The 18,540-nt window shown below is 42.0% G+C and carries 16 protein-coding genes, 1 riboswitch and 1 other annotated feature; of the genes, 13 read left to right on the top strand and 3 right to left on the bottom strand.

Features of this window, described 5'->3' with window-relative positions:
- The first annotated feature begins 64 nt into the window (after positions 1-64).
- The 6 genes from ACE1TH_RS14485 (at position 65) to tenA (ending at position 7,207) form a co-directional block, all read left to right on the top strand.
- Positions 65-1,243, top strand: coding sequence for an acyl-CoA dehydrogenase family protein (locus ACE1TH_RS14485; RefSeq protein WP_375079335.1), 1,179 nt, complete (start codon positions 65-67; stop codon positions 1,241-1,243).
- Complete coding sequence (locus ACE1TH_RS14480; protein ID WP_099303707.1) at positions 1,233-3,350, top strand: acetate--CoA ligase family protein; 2,118 nt, start codon at positions 1,233-1,235, stop codon at positions 3,348-3,350. The genes ACE1TH_RS14485 and ACE1TH_RS14480 overlap by 11 nt, the downstream gene beginning before the upstream one ends.
- Entirely contained in the window at positions 3,347-4,198 is an 852-nt protein-coding gene (locus ACE1TH_RS14475; protein WP_375079334.1) for a 3-hydroxyacyl-CoA dehydrogenase family protein, read from the top strand. Before ACE1TH_RS14480 ends, ACE1TH_RS14475 begins: the two co-directional genes overlap by 4 nt.
- Positions 4,185-5,390 (top strand): thiolase family protein, encoded by a 1,206-nt coding sequence (locus ACE1TH_RS14470; protein ID WP_099303703.1) that lies wholly within the window; start codon positions 4,185-4,187, stop codon positions 5,388-5,390. Before ACE1TH_RS14475 ends, ACE1TH_RS14470 begins: the two co-directional genes overlap by 14 nt.
- A gap of 108 nt (positions 5,391-5,498) precedes the next feature.
- The gene (locus tag ACE1TH_RS14465; RefSeq protein WP_099303701.1) at positions 5,499-6,278 is read left to right on the top strand and encodes an SDR family NAD(P)-dependent oxidoreductase; all 780 of its coding nucleotides are present in this window, start codon (positions 5,499-5,501) and stop codon (positions 6,276-6,278) included.
- 81 nt (positions 6,279-6,359) lie between these two features.
- Positions 6,360-6,462: riboswitch (TPP riboswitch) on the top strand.
- A 73-nt stretch (positions 6,463-6,535) separates the two neighbouring features.
- On the top strand, positions 6,536-7,207 hold the full coding sequence (gene tenA, locus ACE1TH_RS14460; RefSeq protein ID WP_099303699.1) for a thiaminase II: 672 nt from the start codon (positions 6,536-6,538) through the stop codon (positions 7,205-7,207).
- 30 nt (positions 7,208-7,237) lie between these two features.
- Here the strand turns inward: tenA and ACE1TH_RS14455 are convergent, their stop codons facing one another.
- Both ACE1TH_RS14455 and ACE1TH_RS14450 read right to left on the bottom strand, forming a co-directional pair.
- Entirely contained in the window at positions 7,238-8,293 is a 1,056-nt protein-coding gene (locus tag ACE1TH_RS14455; protein ID WP_255223898.1) for an acyltransferase family protein, read from the bottom strand.
- 186 nt (positions 8,294-8,479) lie between these two features.
- A complete protein-coding gene (locus ACE1TH_RS14450) occupies positions 8,480-9,376 on the bottom strand; it encodes an AraC family transcriptional regulator (protein ID WP_099303695.1) in 897 nt (298 codons plus the stop codon).
- Positions 9,377-9,577: 201 nt separating this feature from the next.
- On the opposite strand from ACE1TH_RS14450, the gene ACE1TH_RS14445 reads away from it, so the two are divergent.
- From ACE1TH_RS14445 to ACE1TH_RS14415, 7 genes are all read left to right on the top strand, one after another.
- Positions 9,578-10,858, top strand: coding sequence for an ABC transporter substrate-binding protein (locus ACE1TH_RS14445; protein ID WP_375079333.1), 1,281 nt, complete (start codon positions 9,578-9,580; stop codon positions 10,856-10,858).
- 58 nt (positions 10,859-10,916) lie between these two features.
- Entirely contained in the window at positions 10,917-11,798 is an 882-nt protein-coding gene (locus tag ACE1TH_RS14440; RefSeq protein ID WP_373454108.1) for a carbohydrate ABC transporter permease, read from the top strand.
- Positions 11,779-12,669, top strand: coding sequence for a carbohydrate ABC transporter permease (locus tag ACE1TH_RS14435; protein WP_099303691.1), 891 nt, complete (start codon positions 11,779-11,781; stop codon positions 12,667-12,669). The genes ACE1TH_RS14440 and ACE1TH_RS14435 overlap by 20 nt, the downstream gene beginning before the upstream one ends.
- A 119-nt stretch (positions 12,670-12,788) precedes the next feature.
- Positions 12,789-13,466 (top strand): response regulator transcription factor, encoded by a 678-nt coding sequence (locus tag ACE1TH_RS14430; protein WP_099304249.1) that lies wholly within the window; start codon positions 12,789-12,791, stop codon positions 13,464-13,466.
- Positions 13,463-14,842: a sensor histidine kinase gene (locus ACE1TH_RS14425; protein WP_099303689.1), complete on the top strand. Its 1,380-nt coding sequence runs from the start codon at positions 13,463-13,465 to the stop codon at positions 14,840-14,842. Before ACE1TH_RS14430 ends, ACE1TH_RS14425 begins: the two co-directional genes overlap by 4 nt.
- 68 nt (positions 14,843-14,910) lie before the next feature.
- Entirely contained in the window at positions 14,911-15,993 is a 1,083-nt protein-coding gene (locus tag ACE1TH_RS14420; protein WP_375079332.1) for an ABC transporter permease, read from the top strand.
- Complete coding sequence (locus ACE1TH_RS14415) at positions 15,990-16,670, top strand: ABC transporter ATP-binding protein (RefSeq protein WP_099303685.1); 681 nt, start codon at positions 15,990-15,992, stop codon at positions 16,668-16,670. Before ACE1TH_RS14420 ends, ACE1TH_RS14415 begins: the two co-directional genes overlap by 4 nt.
- Positions 16,671-16,692: 22 nt before the next feature.
- Here the strand turns inward: ACE1TH_RS14415 and thrS are convergent, their stop codons facing one another.
- Positions 16,693-17,871: a threonine--tRNA ligase gene (thrS, locus tag ACE1TH_RS14410; protein ID WP_099303683.1), complete on the bottom strand. Its 1,179-nt coding sequence runs from the start codon at positions 17,869-17,871 to the stop codon at positions 16,693-16,695.
- Between the two features lie 284 nt (positions 17,872-18,155).
- Positions 18,156-18,366 (bottom strand) — a binding site (T-box leader).
- Positions 18,367-18,540: the final 174 nt, after the last annotated feature.

Here is an 18,540-nt window from a genome sequence, read left to right as displayed (position 1 = left end):
GTTGGCATACTTCTTGCTTCTAATTAGACATAACGAAAATTTGTGAGTAGAAGGAGCGAGTAAGATGGATTTTAAATTAACAGAAGATCAAATGGAATTGCAAAAATGGGCGAAAAACTTTGCAAAAGAGAAGTTTGCTGAAAAAGCGTATACGTGGGTACACAATCATGAAGTCCCTTGGGAAAATGCTAAGGCACTAGCCGATCACGGCTTAATGGGCATGAATTTACCTGTTGAAGAAGGTGGTCAAGGCATGGGCTTAATGGAGTCAATCATTGTGATGGAAGAAGTGGCGAAAGTATGCCCAAGCACTGCTGATATGTTGCAAGTTGGAAATTTTGGAGCGATTAAACAGTTGGCTGCGTATGGGTCGCCGGAATTAAAAAAACGAGTGTTGCCTGGCATTTTGGCTGGTGAGAAACTCATTTCTGTTGCGATGTCAGAACCGAATGCAGGCTCAGCTACAACGGATCTACAAACAAAAGCAGAAGTAAAAGGGGATAAAGTTATCATCAATGGTTCAAAAGTGTTTAATACCCACGGTCCACATAATAGCTATTATGTTGTATGGGTGCGCTTTGGGGATGATGTAAAAAGTTCTGGTGCTATTCTAGTTGAGCGGGATGCCCCTGGTTTCACTGTAGGTAAAACGGAAACGCATATGTCTGGAGAGGAGCACTGTGCGCTGTATTTTGAAGACTGTGAAGTCGATGTTGACAATATTTTAATTCCAGACAATGGTTTTAAACGTTTGTTTTCAACCTTTAATATCGAACGAATGGGCAATACTGCTCGCTCGCTCGCATTAGCGCAAGCGGCGTTTGACTTAGCAGTTGAACATGCGAAAGAGCGAAAGCAGTTTGGACGTCCACTTGCTGAATTTCAAGGGATTCAGTGGAAAGTGGCTGAAATGAAAATGAAGCTTGAGGCGGGGCGTTTGCTTTTATATCGTGCAGCGACAAATGCTGATGAAGGAGAGGTTAGTCCTCTTGACGCTTCAATGGCAAAATCGTTCATTAACACATCGGCTTTTGAAGTCGCTCATGAAGCGGTACAAATTTTTGGAGGGTATGGCTATTCAACAGACTATCCACTTGAGTATATTTTCCGTCGGGTACGTGGCTGGATGATTGCGGGTGGTACACCAGAAATGCTGAAAAATAAAATTGCTGAAGAAGTGTTTGGCATGCGCTTCAGTCAACGAAATAAGCAATCTGGAGGTGAGAAAGTCGGTGCCAAATAAGGAAATGATTGATACAAGTAAAAGCAGTGGATTTTTAACGGAGTTTGAAGGAGGGCAATTGTTAAGGGAGTATGGGTTTCCACTCCCTTCTTCTGTTTTAGCAAAGACCTCTTCAGAGGCAGTCCAAGCAGGAAATGAAATTGGCTACCCACTTGTACTGAAAGGGATGTCTAGAGAGATTACGCATAAAACAGAAGCAGGAATTGTGAAAGTGGGTGTTCAAAATTCAACTCAACTCCATGAAGCGTATAAGCAGATTGAGCTTAATGCGAAGACATATGATGCAAACGTAGTTCTTGATGGTGTACTGATCCAAGCACTTGCACAAGGGGAAATCGAATTATTAATTGGTGTGAAGCAGGATCCTGTTTTTGGTCATCAATTAATGATTGGTATGGGGGGCACCCTCGTTGAATTATTAAAAGACTATTCCATGCGGATGTTGCCTGTTACGGAAGAAGAGGTTGACGACATGGTGCAAGAGTTAAAGGGCTATGAATTGTTAGCTGGTTATCGACAACAAGCGGGCATTCCATTTCAGCAGTTAAAGAACATTTGTTTAGCGATTAATCGGCTCGTAGCGGATTATCCAAACTTAGAAGAATTGGATTTGAATCCCGTAAAGTTTACAGCACATAAGGGTACAATTTGTGATGTTCGCATTCGCTTTGGGGCCAAACTAGATGTTCAACATGTACCGCAGTCTCGCGATGGTGTACAACAAATGCTTAATCCTCAATCAATTGCAGTGATCGGTGCTTCAACAGATGAAAAGAAAAATGGAGGACGATTATTCCGCTACATTGTGGAAAATGGATATAAAGGTGAACTTTATCCAGTGAACCCGAAAGCAGACTCAATTAAAGGGTATAAAGCCTATCCATCATTAACGGCAATTCATGAACAAGTTGATTTAGCTTGTATCATTGTTGCAGCCTCGTTTGTACCAGACGTTATGAGACAATGTATTGAAAAAAAGATAAAAGCAGCGATTATTTATTCTTCTGGTTTTGCAGAGATAGGGGAAAAAGGCGAGCAGCTGCAAGAAGAGGTTCTTGCTCTTGCTAGACAGGGAGGCATCCGTCTACTCGGGCCTAATTCAATTGGCATTGCAAGTCCTGATCTTCACGTCTACACAGCTTTTGGTGCTGCATTGGAATCAAATGTAAAGCGTGGGGGAAGTGTCGCCTTTATATCGCAAAGTGGGGCGATGGGGAGTGCATTGTTAAGCCGTGCTTGGGAGCAAGGGGCAGGGTTTAGTCGATGGATTAGTGTTGCGAATGAAGCCGATTTGTCTATAGCCGATTTTATTGAAGAATTAGCAGAGGATGAACAAACTTCAGTCATTACGGCTTTTATGGAAGGATTGAAAAATCGACCTGCGTTTGAAGAAGCTGCTAAGAAGGCGGCCGATGCCAACAAACCAGTATTAATCTACAAAACGGGGAAATCGGACGTAGGGAAACGGGCAGTGCAATCTCATACTGGTTCGATTGCTGGAGATGACGATGTGTATGACTCCTTTTTTAAGAAGCATGGCATTCTTCGTGTGCAGCAAATTGATGATTTGATCGATGTGTCTCGTGCGCTTGCTATTCAGCCTCTAGCGAAAGGGAATCGAATTGGCATTATGACCGCTTCTGGTGGGGCATGTAGCGTGATTGCGGATTTATGTGCGCAAAAGCATCTAGAAGTACCGACCTTAAGCCAATCAATGGAAGAAATTCGTTCGTTAATCCCTGTTTTCGGGTCTCCGCAAAATCCAGTTGATGTGACTGCTGAGGTCATTGCGAAACCAGAGATGTTTAAACAAGTATTGAAAGCGCTAGCGGAAGATCCTGACATTGATGCCGTGATTGTGATGTTAACAACGAATGCCGATCCAGGTGCAACCGTCATTGCACAAGCCATCCTAGATGTATTTGAATCAACCAATAAACCGATTGTCGTTGGCCGACTGGGTGCAGACATGATCGCCCCTCAGGCAATGGCGCTTTATCAAAAACATCAATTTCCCGTTTATCCCACACCAGAGCGAGTTGTAAACGTAATGCGCTATGTCGTAGAACGTGGCTTGGTTGAAGAGAAACGGAGGAATAGCAAATGAAACAAGTAACAATTGTTGGTGCAGGTGTTATGGGCAGAAGTATTGCTTATACTGCCGTTCAACATGGATTTCCCGTTATTATCACAGATCAATCAGAACAAGCGTTGACGAATGCGGAACAATTTATCGCGACTGAAGCGGAGAAAGCCTTGCGGCGAGGGAAGATTGTAGAAGACGATGTACATCGAATCACCCAGCGTGTCACATATACGGTATCGTTAGAAGACGCATGCAAGAATGCCGATCTCGTGATTGAAGCCGTTCTTGAAGATATCGCATTAAAAATAAAGCTCTTTCAACAATTTGATCGATTATGCAAACAAGATGCGATTCTTGCAACAAATACTTCAACGATGAGCCCAACAGAAATAGCCGCACAAACCGAGCGTCCAGAAAAATGCATTGCCATGCACTTCTTTAATCCTGCTCACAAAATGAAACTCGTCGAAATTATACGAGGTCTGGATACATCAGACGAGACGTTTGAGCAAGTGAAACAAGTGGCAGAAACGCTAAACAAAGAAACGGTTGAAGTGAATGAATTTCCAGGTTTTGTGACGAGTCGAATGAATGGACTAATCGGAAACGAAGCAATGAATCTTGTCATGGAAGGCGTTGCGTCTGTTGAAGATGTGGATAAAGCGATGAAATTCGGGTTAAACCACCCAATGGGACCATTAGAATTAGCGGATCTAGTCGGACTCGATACACGCTTGCGGAATATGACTTATTTATATGAAACACTTGGGGAAACGTATCGTCCCTGTCCTCTTCTCGTCAAGTACGTGAAAGCAGGAAGGCTTGGCCGAAAGTCTGGAAGGGGGTTTTATACGTATGACGAAAGGTAATGACGTCTACATTGTCGAAGCTGTTCGAACCCCTATTGGAAAAATAGGCGGTTCACTAGCCCAGCATTATGATGATCAACTGTTGGCCCACGCGCTTGAATCGCTCGTAAAAAGAGTCGATGGAAAGGTAGATGCCGTCGATGAAGTCATTGTCGGTCAAGGAAAACAAAGTACTGATTCGCCGAATGTAGCAAGGATAGGGCTGTTAAAGGCAGGTTGGTCAGAAGCCATTCCTGCTTATACGATTCACAGGCAGTGTGGGTCGGGGCTTCAAGCAGTAAATAGTGGGGCCCAGCAAATTATGAGTCAGCTTGCAGATGTTGTTGTTGCTGGTGGGGTTGAAAGTATGAGTACAGCTCCATACTATCTGCGTGGTGCTCGTTTCGGGTTAGGAGCAGGCAATGGTGTATTGCTCGATCCAAACACGGAGAGTCAACCACGTTCACAACCGAAAGAGCAATACGGTGAATTTACGATGGGCTTTACTGCAGAAACCTTAGCAGAAAAATATAAAATTAGCCGTGAGGATCAGGACCGGTTTGCGTATTCTAGTCAAAAAAAAGCAGCCCATGCGATTGAAGAAGAACGGTTTCAGTCTCAGATTGCGCCTGTTGAAGTAAAGCAAAAGAAACACACACTTCTTTTTTCAGACGATGAACATCCTCGCCTAGCACCGATTGAGAAATTGGCAACCTTACAGCCTGTTTTCAAAACAGGTGGCACAGTAACGGCTGGGAATAGCTCAGGTCGTAACGATGGAGCTGCTGCGATTTTGTTAACTTCACAGACAGGGTTAACGCAATTATCAGTCAAGCCAAGAGCGAAAATTATCGCACAAGCGGCGGCTGGCGTCTCTCCAAAAGAGATGGGACTTGGTCCTGTTCCAGCAACAGCTAAAGCCTTGAAGCAGGTAGGCTTAACGTTTAAAGACATAGATGTAATCGAATTAAATGAAGCATTTTCAGCGCAAGCCCTTGCTGTTTTACAAGAGTGGGGAATGGATATGGATGATGAGCGATTAAACCCAAATGGGGGAGCCATTGCTTTAGGTCATCCAATTGGAGCTTCGGGGGCAATTTTGTTAACAAAAGCTCTATATGAATTAGAGAGAAGACAAGGGACTTATGCGCTCATTACCCTCTGTATCGCTGGAGGGCTAGGAATAAGCACCATTATCGAGAGAGTTTCCTAATCGTTGGGAACTCTTTTTTTGTTAGGAGGTTTCCAGATGAAATTCACTCGTTTAATAAGAAGCTGAAACGGTTATTAAAGAACAAAAGATGAATCGAGGAGTGACACAATGGTTTTTGCAAATGACGCGTTACAGGACAAACACATCTTGGTGACAGGAGCCACTGGTGGTATTGGTGCAGCTACGGCTAAAACACTGACTAAACTAGGCGCTAAAGTAACAGTTACCGGGCGAAACGAAGAGAAATTAAACGCACTACAAAAAGAATATCAAGACATTTTAATCGTTCCAGCAGATTTAAATGTGGAAGATGAGCGAAATCAACTCGTTGAAAAAGCGATTGAGAAACATGGCCCGATTTTTGGACTGGTGAATTCTGCTGGAATGAGCGGTGGAGCGATTGTGGAAGAGTTGGACGAAGAGACGATGACAAGCATCATGCATACAAACTTCACCTCTCTTATTCTTTTAACCCAGAAAGTGTATCAATCGATGAAACAAGAGCAAGAAGGAGCGGTTGTGAATGTATCGTCGTTGTCTGGTTTAAGAGGAACGTATGGAAATTCCGCTTATGCAGGTAGTAAATTTGCCTTAATTGGGTTCACGCAATCATTTGCCTTAGAAGCGATTGAAAATCAAGTGCGCGTCAATGCGGTTTGTCCAGGTTTTGTTAATACAGAGATGGGCAAAGGTGCAATTGAACGAAAAGCGAAGCAAAACAAGCGCTCCTATGAGGAACAATTAAATGAAGTTGAACAAAATTTGCCGTCTGGTCGAATTACAGAACCTGAAGAAGTAGCCAATACGATTGTTTATCTCTTAACCGATGCAGCCAAAAATATCGTAGGGGAGTCTGTGAAAATTTCTGGCGGGAGCGTTATGCGCTAAGCTTGTTTTTTGCTAGGGAGAACGATCCGCGTCTTTCTTGCACAAATATTGCCGTTCATCTATGATAGGAGAAAGAGAATAAAAGACCACTAGGGGTGCCATTTTGGCTGAGAGAGGCAGTAGACCTTAACCCTTATCACCTGATCTAGTTTGAACTAGCGTAGGGAAGTGTATGCCAGCTCGTCCATCAATGACGTGAAGCCACTTTCCTAATCAAAGAAAGTGGTTTTTTAAATGGAGCTTAAAGGAGCGATTTTATGTCATTTACGCAACGAATTCGTAAACACGCGGATGCTGTATGGACGGCTAGCCATAACCATCCTTTCGTCCAAGGAATTGGTCACGGTACATTGCCCAAAGAAGCGTTTCAACATTGGTTGAAACAAGATTATAAGTATTTAATTGAGTATGCGAAAGTCATGGCGATGGGTACGGTGCTAGCCCCTGATCTAAAGACCATGTCCGGTTTTGCAACCGCATTAGATGAAACGCTGAATACGGAAATGGAACTACACCGTTCATATGCTGAGCGACTTGGCGTTAGTCGCGAGGAGCTAGAAGCTACAGTTCCTGGACCTGTTACATTAGCATATAGCAGCGCGATGCTAGCTGAAGCCCAAAAAGGATCGTTAGCAGAGCTGATTGCCTCTATCTTACCTTGCGCGTGGAGTTATTACGAAATCGGTCTTGAGCTGGCAAAAATTCCAGGCGCCTTAGATCATGAATATTATGGAGAATGGGTGCGCATGTATTCTTCGGATGAATTTGGTCAAATTGCAGACTGGCTTATTGAGACACTAGACGCCCTTGCTGAGTCTAAGTCAGAAGAAGAGCTTAATCGCTTAGAAGCAATCTTTATGAATACAAGTCGCTATGAGTATATGTTTTGGGAGATGGCGTATAAACAAGAGAGTTGGCCAGTTGAATAAAGAAATGGAAAACATGGAGCCGTACCTTGATTAAGGTACGGCTTTTTCGTGAAAAGAAACCCTTGGAGACGGTCGCTTCTCTTTTTTAGCTTTAGGCTGTTTTTTACCGAGAAACCATGGATGGTTATTAAAGAAATAAATAAACGGGATGGTTAAGGCAAGTGTTAAGCCTGTAAATAGAAACGTCCAAGGCAATGTGTTTGCAGTATCTAGATTTACACCAAAGCCGTAGTGCATCAAAGCACGAACCGTATTCAGTAGAGGCATATGCACGAGTAAGATGACGATCGAATTAGAACCTAAAAATAATAACCACCTTGAGTGCTGCACCTTTTGGATAAAGAATAGAAAGGCAATCATCCCTAGTAGTGCGGCTGGGTAAAACACGTATGGTTCACCAAGTATATTCCCGCGCATATCAATTCGCTCATTAACAGATTGAATGAAGTACATAAGTGTAAACAGGGCAGAGGATAGTGGGATTACCACTTTCCAAGAAAAAGTTTTCCACAAGTGCTTCGTTAAAAATCCTAATCCATAAAAGACAACCGCTGTAAGGGCGACAAAACCATTCCACGGCAGTGAAAAACTAAGGAAGGTAGAAGCATAGCCTAACCCTGCTGCTGTCATTAAAAATAGTCCAATCCACTTGCCCCGGCTGACACGATGATAGAAAAAGAATAAGAGCTCAACAAGAAATAAACATGTGAGAAACCAAATGGCAGGATTGTAGGTTAATTGATAATTTTCAGGTGTTGATAAGAAGATCCCTGTGAAAGGATTTAAAGGATCGACATTTTCGCCAGGTGTAAACGACAAGTGACGAAAGATGAAAAACCACGTTATATACGTCATTGCAGAGAAAAGGAAGTATGGAAACAAGAGTCCCCTTGCCTTTTTCTTTATAAATGATCCGAATGATTGTTTGCTTGGTTTAAAAACAGCTCCTGATAAATAAAAGAATAATGGCATATGAAAAGCAAATAGAAAAGCCTTTAGTTCTGGGTTTATAGGCGCGTGACTCATCACAACGAGAATAATTCCAAGGCCTTTCGCTGCATCAATCCAATGAATCCGTTTGTCCATTTTCGCACACCACCTTTACATCAAATCGTTCATTGTAAAAGCTAGTATACGTAAAAAATGGCATATGAGAAGGGTTTCAAAGGACTTTACACAGACCTTTATGAACGTGCGGTTAATTGCCGAAGCTTTTCCGTTTTTTTTGAACAGTATTACGAAAAAAGACATTCGCTTGTTACGTTTGTAATATTACTCTCCTTTGGTTTTCCGTAAATAAATTTGCGAGAAGTCTCCTTTTTTTCGGAAAAAGCTAGCATTGGATCCAGTGTAACGTTTAAATACTTTATGAAAATAATTTACGTCAAGGAAGCCGACTTCACATGAAATGTCTTTAATAGGGCGACTTGTATGAATTAACATTGCACACGCTTTACGAATACGAAGTTCACGAACGAATTCCATCGGCGTAGCGCCCGTTTGTTTTTTAAATAATCGTGTGAGGCTATAACGTGATACCCCAATTTGTTCCGCAACATCGTCTAACGAAATTTGTTTATGAAAATTTGATTCGATGTATGCGAAAGCTTGTTGATAATAATAAGAGTCTCCTTTTGGTGTATTCGTGTGCAGTGTCCGAAAACATTCGAGTAAAAATTGATAGCCATGTGCTGCGGCTTGATAAGGGTCTCGAAGTCGGTCGGCTTTCGTTTCATTGTAAATGGAAAAAAGCGAACGAATTAAATAGGAGTCCGGAGATAGTTCGACAATAGGTCCGGTTTCTTTCGTTAAACGTGTCGAGATATCTTCTACAGTCGGTCCTTGTAATGCAATATAAATAAACTCCCACGGTTCTGTCGCATCTTTTGGATAATAGTAGCGATGATTACCAGGAACGGAAATAATAAATGCTTCATGCTGATTAATCGTATAGGTTTGATTATTGATTTCTAAGATCCCTTTTCCTGAAATCGTGTATTGGAAAATTAATGTGTTATGATCCACAAGTCTAGTCCGACCATCCCAATAGTAAGAGGGGTCTGTTCTTACTTCCCAACCAATGTTCCATAAGCTAAGCAAGCCGGTTTCAGGTAAAAACTGAAACGTGAACGAATGCGAACCTCTAATAAAGGACGATTTATCATCCAAAAGAACTACCTCCTTTGATGTGATTATGGTATAGACCGCAAAAAATTACCCTTATCCTTAAAAAAATTCCAGAATCGATTCGTTTCTCCCTGATTTATAATGAAGGTATGAAGAAGGTTTAGAGATAAGGGCAAACGTTTTCTCTGTTTTTTTAATAGTACAACTTGTAAACGTTTTCAATCAATCGGGGGAGTGAAAAAAATGAAAAAAATCTTTGGTATTGGGTTCGTATCAGTGGTAGCGATGTCTGTAATGGCAGGTTGTAACTCTGGTTCTTCAGGCACTGGTGGTGATGGGGATGTCGTGCAGCTTTCATTTTCTGCTTGGGGAAACCCAGCTGAACTAGACGTATACAATCGAGCAGTAGATGCGTTTAATGAGATGCAAGACGACATTGAGGTAACGTTAACTGGTTTACCAAACGATAGCTATTTTCAAACTTTAACCACTCGTTTACAAGGTGGTCAGGCGCCTGATGTGTTTTATGTGGGGGCAGAGAACATTTCGACTTTAATGGCGAATGGAACGATTGAACCATTATCAGACTTTATGGAAACGGATGATTCTTATGTAACAGAAGATGAATTCACGGACGATATATGGGGGGCTTCTAGAGATGAAGGCGTCATTTATGGCTTACCGGTTGACTGTAACCCATTCCTTCTTTATTACAACAAAGCGCTATTAGAGGAAAATGACATTACATCGCCACAAGAGTATTACGAAAATGGCGAGTGGAACTGGGATACCTTTGCGGAAGTGACAGGTCAGTTAAATGAAGCTGGAAACCATGGCTATATGCAAGAGAGCGGCCATGTGGCGATGATTAACTGGGTCTGGACGAATGGCGGCCAGTTTGCAGATACAGATTCGGTTGTGGCAGATTCCGATCCAAATACGAAAGAAGCATTTGAATTTGTCGATGATATGGTCGACGAAGGCAACTTTACGTATGCTGGAACCATGCCTGAAGGGCAAGGCATTGAAGCGATGTTCATTTCAGGTCAAGTTGGGTTTGTATCAGCAGGTCGCTGGCTCACACCGATGTTCTTAGAAACGAGTCTTGATTTTGACTACATCCCATTTCCTTCAAATACAGGGGAACAGCTTGAGACAGCAGCAATTGCAACCGCATACATGGCGGTGAATTCAAATTCCGATCATGTTGAGGAAGCAATGGAATTTATTTCCTACTACACATCGACAGAAGGTCAGGAAGTGCGCTTAGATGGTGAAGGCAACGCGGTGCCTTCAGTTGAGGGAATTGATGAAATTGTGCTTAATCAAGATCGTCCAGAACACGGACAATACTTGCTTGATGCCCGTGGAGTCGGCCGAGTTATTGATCTAGAATTTACTTCTCCTGGATTAAATGAAGACTTGGAAGATATTTATGAGCTGATGATGCTAGGGGATATTGATGCAGCGGAAGCGTTGGAACAATCTTCAGCGAAAGCGAAAGAAGCGCTTGATGTAGAGTAAATAGAAAATAAAAGTAGAGGAGCCTGCCTCCTCTTTCTTTTATAAAGGAGGGGTCGTCTTGTTTACAAAACGAGAGAAGTGGTGGGGATACGCGTTTATTGCACCACAAATGATTGGCATGATTCTATTTTCGTTGCTTCCACTCATGTTTGCTTTTGGGATTAGTTTTATGCAGTGGGATGGGTTCGGTGAACGAACGTTTGTTGGCTTAGAAAATTATATTACTCAATTTCAAGATAGCAATTTCCGTGCGGCTATGCGGAACACAACCATTTATTCATTAATCGTCATTCCAGGCGGTATTGCAGCAGCTCTCCTTTCAGCACTTGCGTTGAATAAGGTCAAGGGCAAAGACTTCTATCGGATGTTTTTCTTTATGCCGGTTGTCACCAGTTCCGTATCGATAGCGGTCATCTGGATGTGGCTTTTAAATGGAGATTTCGGTTTGATCAATCAAATGTTAGCGGCAGTTGGGGTTGAAGGTCCAAACTGGTTAACCGATCGTCGTTTTGTTCTTCCATCTATCGCGATGCTCAGTATTTGGTGGGGACTTGGAACGAATATGGTCATTTTCTTAGCTGGATTACAAGGGATTTCGAGAAGTTACTATGAAGCAGCAGAAATCGATGGTGCATCGGCATGGCAAAAGTTTAAAAATATTACGATGCCACTGCTATCACCAACAACATTTTTTGTAGCGATTATGACGGTCATTGGTTCGTTTCAAGTGTTTGACCAAGCCTATGTGATGACTCAAGGGGGACCAGGAAACGCGAGTTACACACTCGTCCTCCACATTTTTGATGAAGCCTTTACGAGAAGCTCGTTTGGAACAAGTACTTCCGCAGCAATGATTTTATTTGTGATTATTTTAATCTTTACATTAATCCAGTTTACGGTTTCGAGAAAGTGGGTGCATTATGAAGACGGCGGCAGATAATACGCAACCAAACACACAACCTCCGATACAACAAGTGAAAAAGAAGCGAACGCTGCGACCATCAACTATCTTGCTTCATCTTGCGCTCATTATTGGTTCAATCGTAATGGCAGGACCCTTTATTTGGATGGGACTCAGTAGTTTAAAATCATTTGAACAGATGTTTTCCGTGCCGCCAACGATTATTCCAGATCCTGTGATGTGGAGTAATTTCACTGATTCTTTAGCGGCCATGCCGTTTGGTCGAGCGTATTGGAATAGCTTTTATATCTCAACAATTGTGGTGGTAAGCCAGATCATTACGTGTTCAATGGCGGCATATGCGTTCGCGAAATTAAAATTTCCAGGATCGAAATTCCTGTTTATTGCTTTTCTCGCAACGATGATGGTACCGATGCAAGTAACGCTTATCCCTCTTTACTTAATTCTTGATAGTTTAGGTTGGGTCAATACGCACCTATCAATCATTGTTCCAAACGCGCTATTTAATGCTTTTGGTGTCTTTCTTCTTAGGCAGTTTATGCTTGGCATTCCGAAAGAAATGGAAGAAGCTGCGGTTATGGACGGCGCTAATCCAGCGTTTATCTATTTACGAATCATGTTGCCATTAATTAAGCCAGCGCTTGCGGCGTTCGGGATTTTCTCTTTCATTGGAATTTGGAATAACTTTATTCAGCCATTAACGTTCTTAAGTAGTACTGAACTGTTTACGGTACCGCTGTTGCTGGCAATGTTTAAAGGGCTCTACGTGACGCAGTGGCCATTATTGATGGCTGGAGCAACGATTTCAGTCGTGCCTGTTCTCATCATTTATTTCTTTGCACAAAGACAAATTATTGAAGGGATTGCCCTTACAGGAGTAAAAGGATAGTGCAACCGATTGCAAAGCTTGTCGACTTTTTAAAGTCGATGAGCTTTTTTCTGTCACTTGATTTTTTAGAGAGAGTTGGCAATAGTAAAGAGAGAGTATGTTTTGTTGGAGGAAAAGAAATGAACGAAAAGATTTTACTGGTTGATGATGATCAAACGATTCGTACGTTCATAAAGAAAGATTTAACCGAACATCACTATGATGTCTTAGAAGCCGGTGATGGTGTAGAAGCGCTGGAGGTGCTAGCGCAACAACCCATTGACTTAGCCATTATTGATGTCATGATGCCAAACATGGATGGCTATGAATTGTGCGAAGAAGTTCGCTCATTCTATGATATCCCAGTGTTAATGGTTACAGCTAAGTCAGAGCTACAAGACAAGACAAAGGGTTTTTTAGCTGGGACGGATGATTATGTCACGAAACCATTTGAACCAAAAGAGCTGTTGTTTCGAATTCGGGCTTTACTCAGACGTTATCAGAAAGAACAGCAAGAAGCGATTCAAGTAGGGAATGTCATCATTGATACGTTAAGTTATGAAATTCGTCTTCACCAATCGGTACTTATGCTGCCACTAAAGGAATTTGAACTACTTCATTACTTAGCGGCACACCCTAACCGTACGTTTACACGTGAACAAATGATTGAACGGGTTTGGGGTATTGATTTTGATGGGGATGAACGAACCGTTGACGTGCATATTAAGCGATTGCGAAGTCGGTTCAAAGAGAAGAACGCAGGCTTTACTATCCAAACGGTAAGAAGTGTCGGCTATAAACTGGAGGTGCATTCTTGAGATCCCTCTATGTGCGTGTCGTGCTAACAACCATTGGTGTGATGGCTTTAAGCAGCTTGTTATCGTTCATTTTAACAAATGTATACTATCAACTTTATCTTAAACCAGAAAACAATGAACGAATAACGGAAGTGGCGGAAGAAGTACAGCGTTTTCTAAATGAAAACCCGACATCAGATGAAGATTATTTTGCTCATATTGGGCAGCTTGGCTATCAATTGGCATTATTTATTGATGAGGAGGAGCCTCAATTTTTTGGTGGATCGTTTCGAGAAGCACAATTACCTGCATCCGATGTTCAGCGTGTGATGTTAGGGCAAACGTATAATGGAGTTGGGGAAACGTCTGGGCAATTGTTTGTAACAGGTTTTTTTAATAATGAATTGAGAAATACAGTCGGTGTCCCAATCCCTTTTGAAGATGGAACGGCTGCTCTTTTTCTTCGTCCAAATGTGGAACAGCAGTTAGGCGAGTTTCGGTCTTTTCTAGCAGTTTTAGTTGTGCTTATTCTTTTATTTAGTGTACTAGTTGTCTTTGTATCAACGCGCTATCTCGTTGCACCAATTGAACAATTAACACGGGCAACGAAAAAAATGGAGCAGGCAGAATTTGAATTGGAATTGCCGACAAAACGAAGAGATGAAATAGGACAGTTGGCGAGTCATTTTTCTTCAATGGCAGGAGCCATTGAACGCCAAGAGCGTCTTAGGCAAGAATTTGTTGCGAATGTCTCGCATGAAATTCAATCGCCATTAACGACCATTCAAGGGATGACGCACGCATTAAAACATGAAGAACGAACAGATCTAGAGCGGAAGCAATATATTGAACAAATTGAACTCGAGAGTAAGCGATTATCGAGTTTAAGTAGGCAGCTTTTGACGTTAGCTTCTCTAGCGCACGGAGAGTTAAATAGGAATCAGTGCCATGTGGCCGAGCAGTGGATGGATATTGTTCGTACCCATGCTTTTAGGTGGAGAGAGAAAGAGTTATTTGTACAAATGAATCTATCTGAATCCCTTGTAGTAGAGGGAGATCAACAACTGCTTTATCAAGTGTGGCTAAATTTATTTACGAATGCGGTGAAATTTTCAAAACCTGAAGGAACCATTCGTATCAGCGGTTACCAAGAAGAACAAGATGTAATCATCAAGGTTGAAGATAATGGAGAAGGCATTTCATTAGAAGCTCTTCCTAAGATTTTTGAACGCTTCTATAAAGAGGATCATTCAAGAACGAGTAAAAAAGAGAGCAATGGGCTCGGGTTAGCAATTGTCCATGAAATTGTCACACGACATGAGGGGACAATTGATGTGACAAGTGAGAAAGGCGTTGGAACAACATTCATTGTGTGCATACCAAGTAAAAAGGAATAGACGTGTTCATGTTCCATTCATAATGGCGCAGTAAGGTAAGCATATCAAACAAAGAAAGAAGTGATGATATGTTTTTAGCGATAAAAGAACTGATGTATGCAAGGCTCCGCTATGCGCTCGTTGCCTTAATCATGTTCTTGCTTTCCTTTTTAGTCTTGTTTGTATCAGGTTTAGCACAAGGACTTGCTGCCGATAACGCAGCAGGCATTATGAATATGGAGACAGATTCGTTTGTAGTGGATGAAGAAGCCGAATACCAATTGATCCGTTCACTTATAGAAAACAAGGACCAAGAAACCATTGAAGCATTTAGTGAAGATGCTGAAAAACTTGGCATCCATATGGCTCAAATTGAAGATGGTGACGATGCATTAGCGGATATTGCTTTCATGTCTTTTTCCGAGGGAAGTGTGTGGCTTCCTGACGTCATAGAAGGAAACCAGCCGACAGAAGCTGGGGAACTTGTTGCAGATGAATCGTTGAAAGAAGAAGGGTTTGAAATCGGTTCAACTGTCATTGACTCTGGTAGTAACATGACATTTGTGATAACAGGATTCTCAGAAAACCAACGTTTTGGTCACTCCCCTATTCTACATGTTTCGGAAGAGGATTGGATTGAAATGGGAAGGGACGATGCTTTCACAGTGAGTGCCTATATCTTGCCGACAACATCTGGTGAGGAAGCGGAAGATTTAACGAGCCAGTTAGAATCAGCTGAAGTCGTTACGCATGACGATGTCCTATCAGGTATTCCTGGCTATAGTGCGGAACAAGGATCCCTCACCATGATGATTGTGTTTCTCTTTATTATCTCGGCATTTGTGTTAGCAGCGTTTTTCTATGTGATTACCATTCAAAAACTGACGCAGTTCGGGATTTTAAAAGCCATTGGAGCGAAATCAAGCCAACTCGCAACGGCCGTCTTTCTTCAGGTCATTGTTCTATCCTTTATAAGTGTTGGTCTAGGCATAAGCGTAACATTACTTGTAGGCAGTCTTTTACCGCAAGGTTTACCATTTCACTTAGATGTTGAATTAATTGGAATGCTTGCTCTGTTGTTCTTTGGTGTTGCCATGATCGGATCTCTTCTGTCGATTGTAAAAGTGATGAAGATCGATCCGTTAAAAGCGATTGGAGGAGGACAAGAATGAGAACAATGATAGAATTTAATGGCATTACACGATCGTTTGGTGAAGGCGACGGAAAAGTGGAAGTATTAAAAGACATCTCTTTAGAAGTGAATGCTGGAGAACTCATCTGTATAACCGGTCCATCAGGTTCTGGAAAAAGTACAATGCTCTCCATTGCTGGTGCCCTTCTTTCTCCAAGTAGTGGAGAGATGACAATAAATGGTCGCTCCCTCACGAAACTTAGTGAGCAAGAGCGCAGTTTCGTAAGGTTGACTCAAATTGGATTTATCTTTCAATCTGCACACCTTATTCCTTTTTTAAAAGTAGAAGACCAATTATTGTATGTAGCCAAATTAGCGAAAATGGATAAAACGAAGGCAAAAAGACGAGCTCGTTCTCTTCTTGATGGTTTAGGCTTAAGCCACCGTTTGAAGCAATACCCGATACAGCTATCAGGAGGAGAAAAGCAGCGCGTGGCAATCGCACGGGCATGGATGAATGATCCAGCGTTTATTTTGGCGGATGAACCGACAGCTAGCCTTGATGCAAAGCGAGCAGAAGAAGTTGTCCAAACGCTTTCGACTGAAGTAAAGGAAAAGGGGAAAGCAGCTATTATGATTACCCACGACCAACGCATGTTTGACCATTGTGATCGGGTCATCCATTTAGAAGATGGGCGGATAAGAGAGACGAGCTGAGGTTGCTCGTCTTTTTTCTCCTTCACTCTTGCCGCAATGCAGGTAGCAAATCCTCTAGTGGTAGAGATCGTTGCTCACCATCTCGGTCTTGCAACGTTACTTTTTGTTGGTCCATCTCTTCTTTTCCAATGATGATTCGATAGGGTGTTTTATTCATGCGTGATGCCCGGATCTTGGCTCCAAACGATTGCTTTTTTACGTTTAGCCGTACTCGGATGCCGTTTTCCTTCAATCGAGTTAAAACTGTTGCTCCATATTCATGTTGTGATTCATGAATCGGTAATATTTCGACTTGGACAGGTGCAAGCCAGAATGGAAACCGTCCTTCATAATGCTCAATTAAAATCGCCATAAAGCGCTCAACGGAACCGTAAATCGCGCGATGAATAAGAATAGGGTGCTCGAGTTGTTGTTGATCATTGCTAAAGAGACAGCCAAATTTCTCTGGCATTTGGAAATCTAATTGAATCGTTCCACATTGCCAACTCCGGCTTCTCGAATCCGTAATATGAAAATCGATTTTCGGACCATAAAAAGCACCATCGCCTTCATTGATGACGTACGGAATCCTTTGTTTATCTAAAACGCTTTTGAGAACAGCTTCCGCATGATCCCACTGATTCGCGTCTCCCATTGCTTTTTCAGGTTTAGTGGATAGCTCAACACGATAGTCAAACCCAAATGTCTTATACACTTGATGAACAAGGTCAAGAATGCGAATGAGTTCGGCTTCGATTTGATTTTTATGAACGAAGATATGCGCATCGTCCTGTGTAATGGAGCGAACACGAAGTAAGCCGTTTAAAGACCCCGATTTTTCATAGCGATGTACGTGACCAAGCTCAGCATAACGAATCGGTAGGTCACTAGAACTTCTTCGTTTTTGGTTATAAATAAGCAATGCGCCAGGACAACTCATAGGTTTAATTGCATATGCTTGGCCATCAACTTCAGAAAAATACATATTGTCTTTATAATGAGCCCAATGCCCTGACTGTTCCCATAAGTGTTGCTTTAATAACAGGGGTGTTTTGACCTCTTCGTACCCATTTTTAGCATGAAGGTCTTTCCAAAATTGCTCCAATTCATTACGGATCACCATGCCATTTGGTAAGAAGAAGGGCATCCCAGGAGCTTCTTCTACTGTGACAAATAGATCCATTTCTTTTGCGATGTCTTGATGTGATTTGTGTGCATTCATGTTTGTTCCTCCTTATGATTCTAAATAAAAAAGACCACATCATCCCTATACAAAAGGGACGATGTGGTCGCGGTTCCACCCTCAATTAATTGCGCATGCAATTGTCTTTATTACGATAACGGTCTCCCGGATATAGATTTTCCCTATACCAGCTCCAAGGTGGTATGCTAAAAGGCTGGCGACAAGGCTCTCAGCTCATGCCTTGTTCTCTGTAACGCATTCTTCCTTTTATCACATGTCCTCATTCACGCTTTTTCGTATAAAAAAGACCACACTCATCCCTCTTAAGGGACGAATGTGGTCGCGGTTCCACCCTACATTTGCAAAATTAATCTTTGCACACTTCAATCGATAACGGTTAGACCGAGCATAGATTTTCCCTATGCTAGCTCAGAGGTGGTAACGACACGTCTTTTTTAAAAGGGTTCCAGCCTAAGCCCTTTTTTCTCTAGTAAAAAGTGGAACGGAACGTCATGTCCTCATCAGTGCTTCTTGTATAGTTCTTAGTAGTATAAGAATTTTGACAATAAAAAGCAAGTCTTTTCAAAAAATAACTCGCTCGTTACGTGCCAAGTGAATGAAGTTCAATTTAAATAGATTGAACGCCATTTGCGCATCTAACTCGAATTATGAAAGTGCCTCAAGTAAAAACAATCTACGTATAAAATG

Origin of the sequence: Shouchella sp. JSM 1781072, from assembly GCF_041949915.1 — a bacterium.
Taxonomy (GTDB): Bacteria; Bacillota; Bacilli; order Bacillales; family Bacillaceae_D; genus Shouchella.
This window is presented reverse-complemented; position numbering and strand designations above follow the sequence as displayed.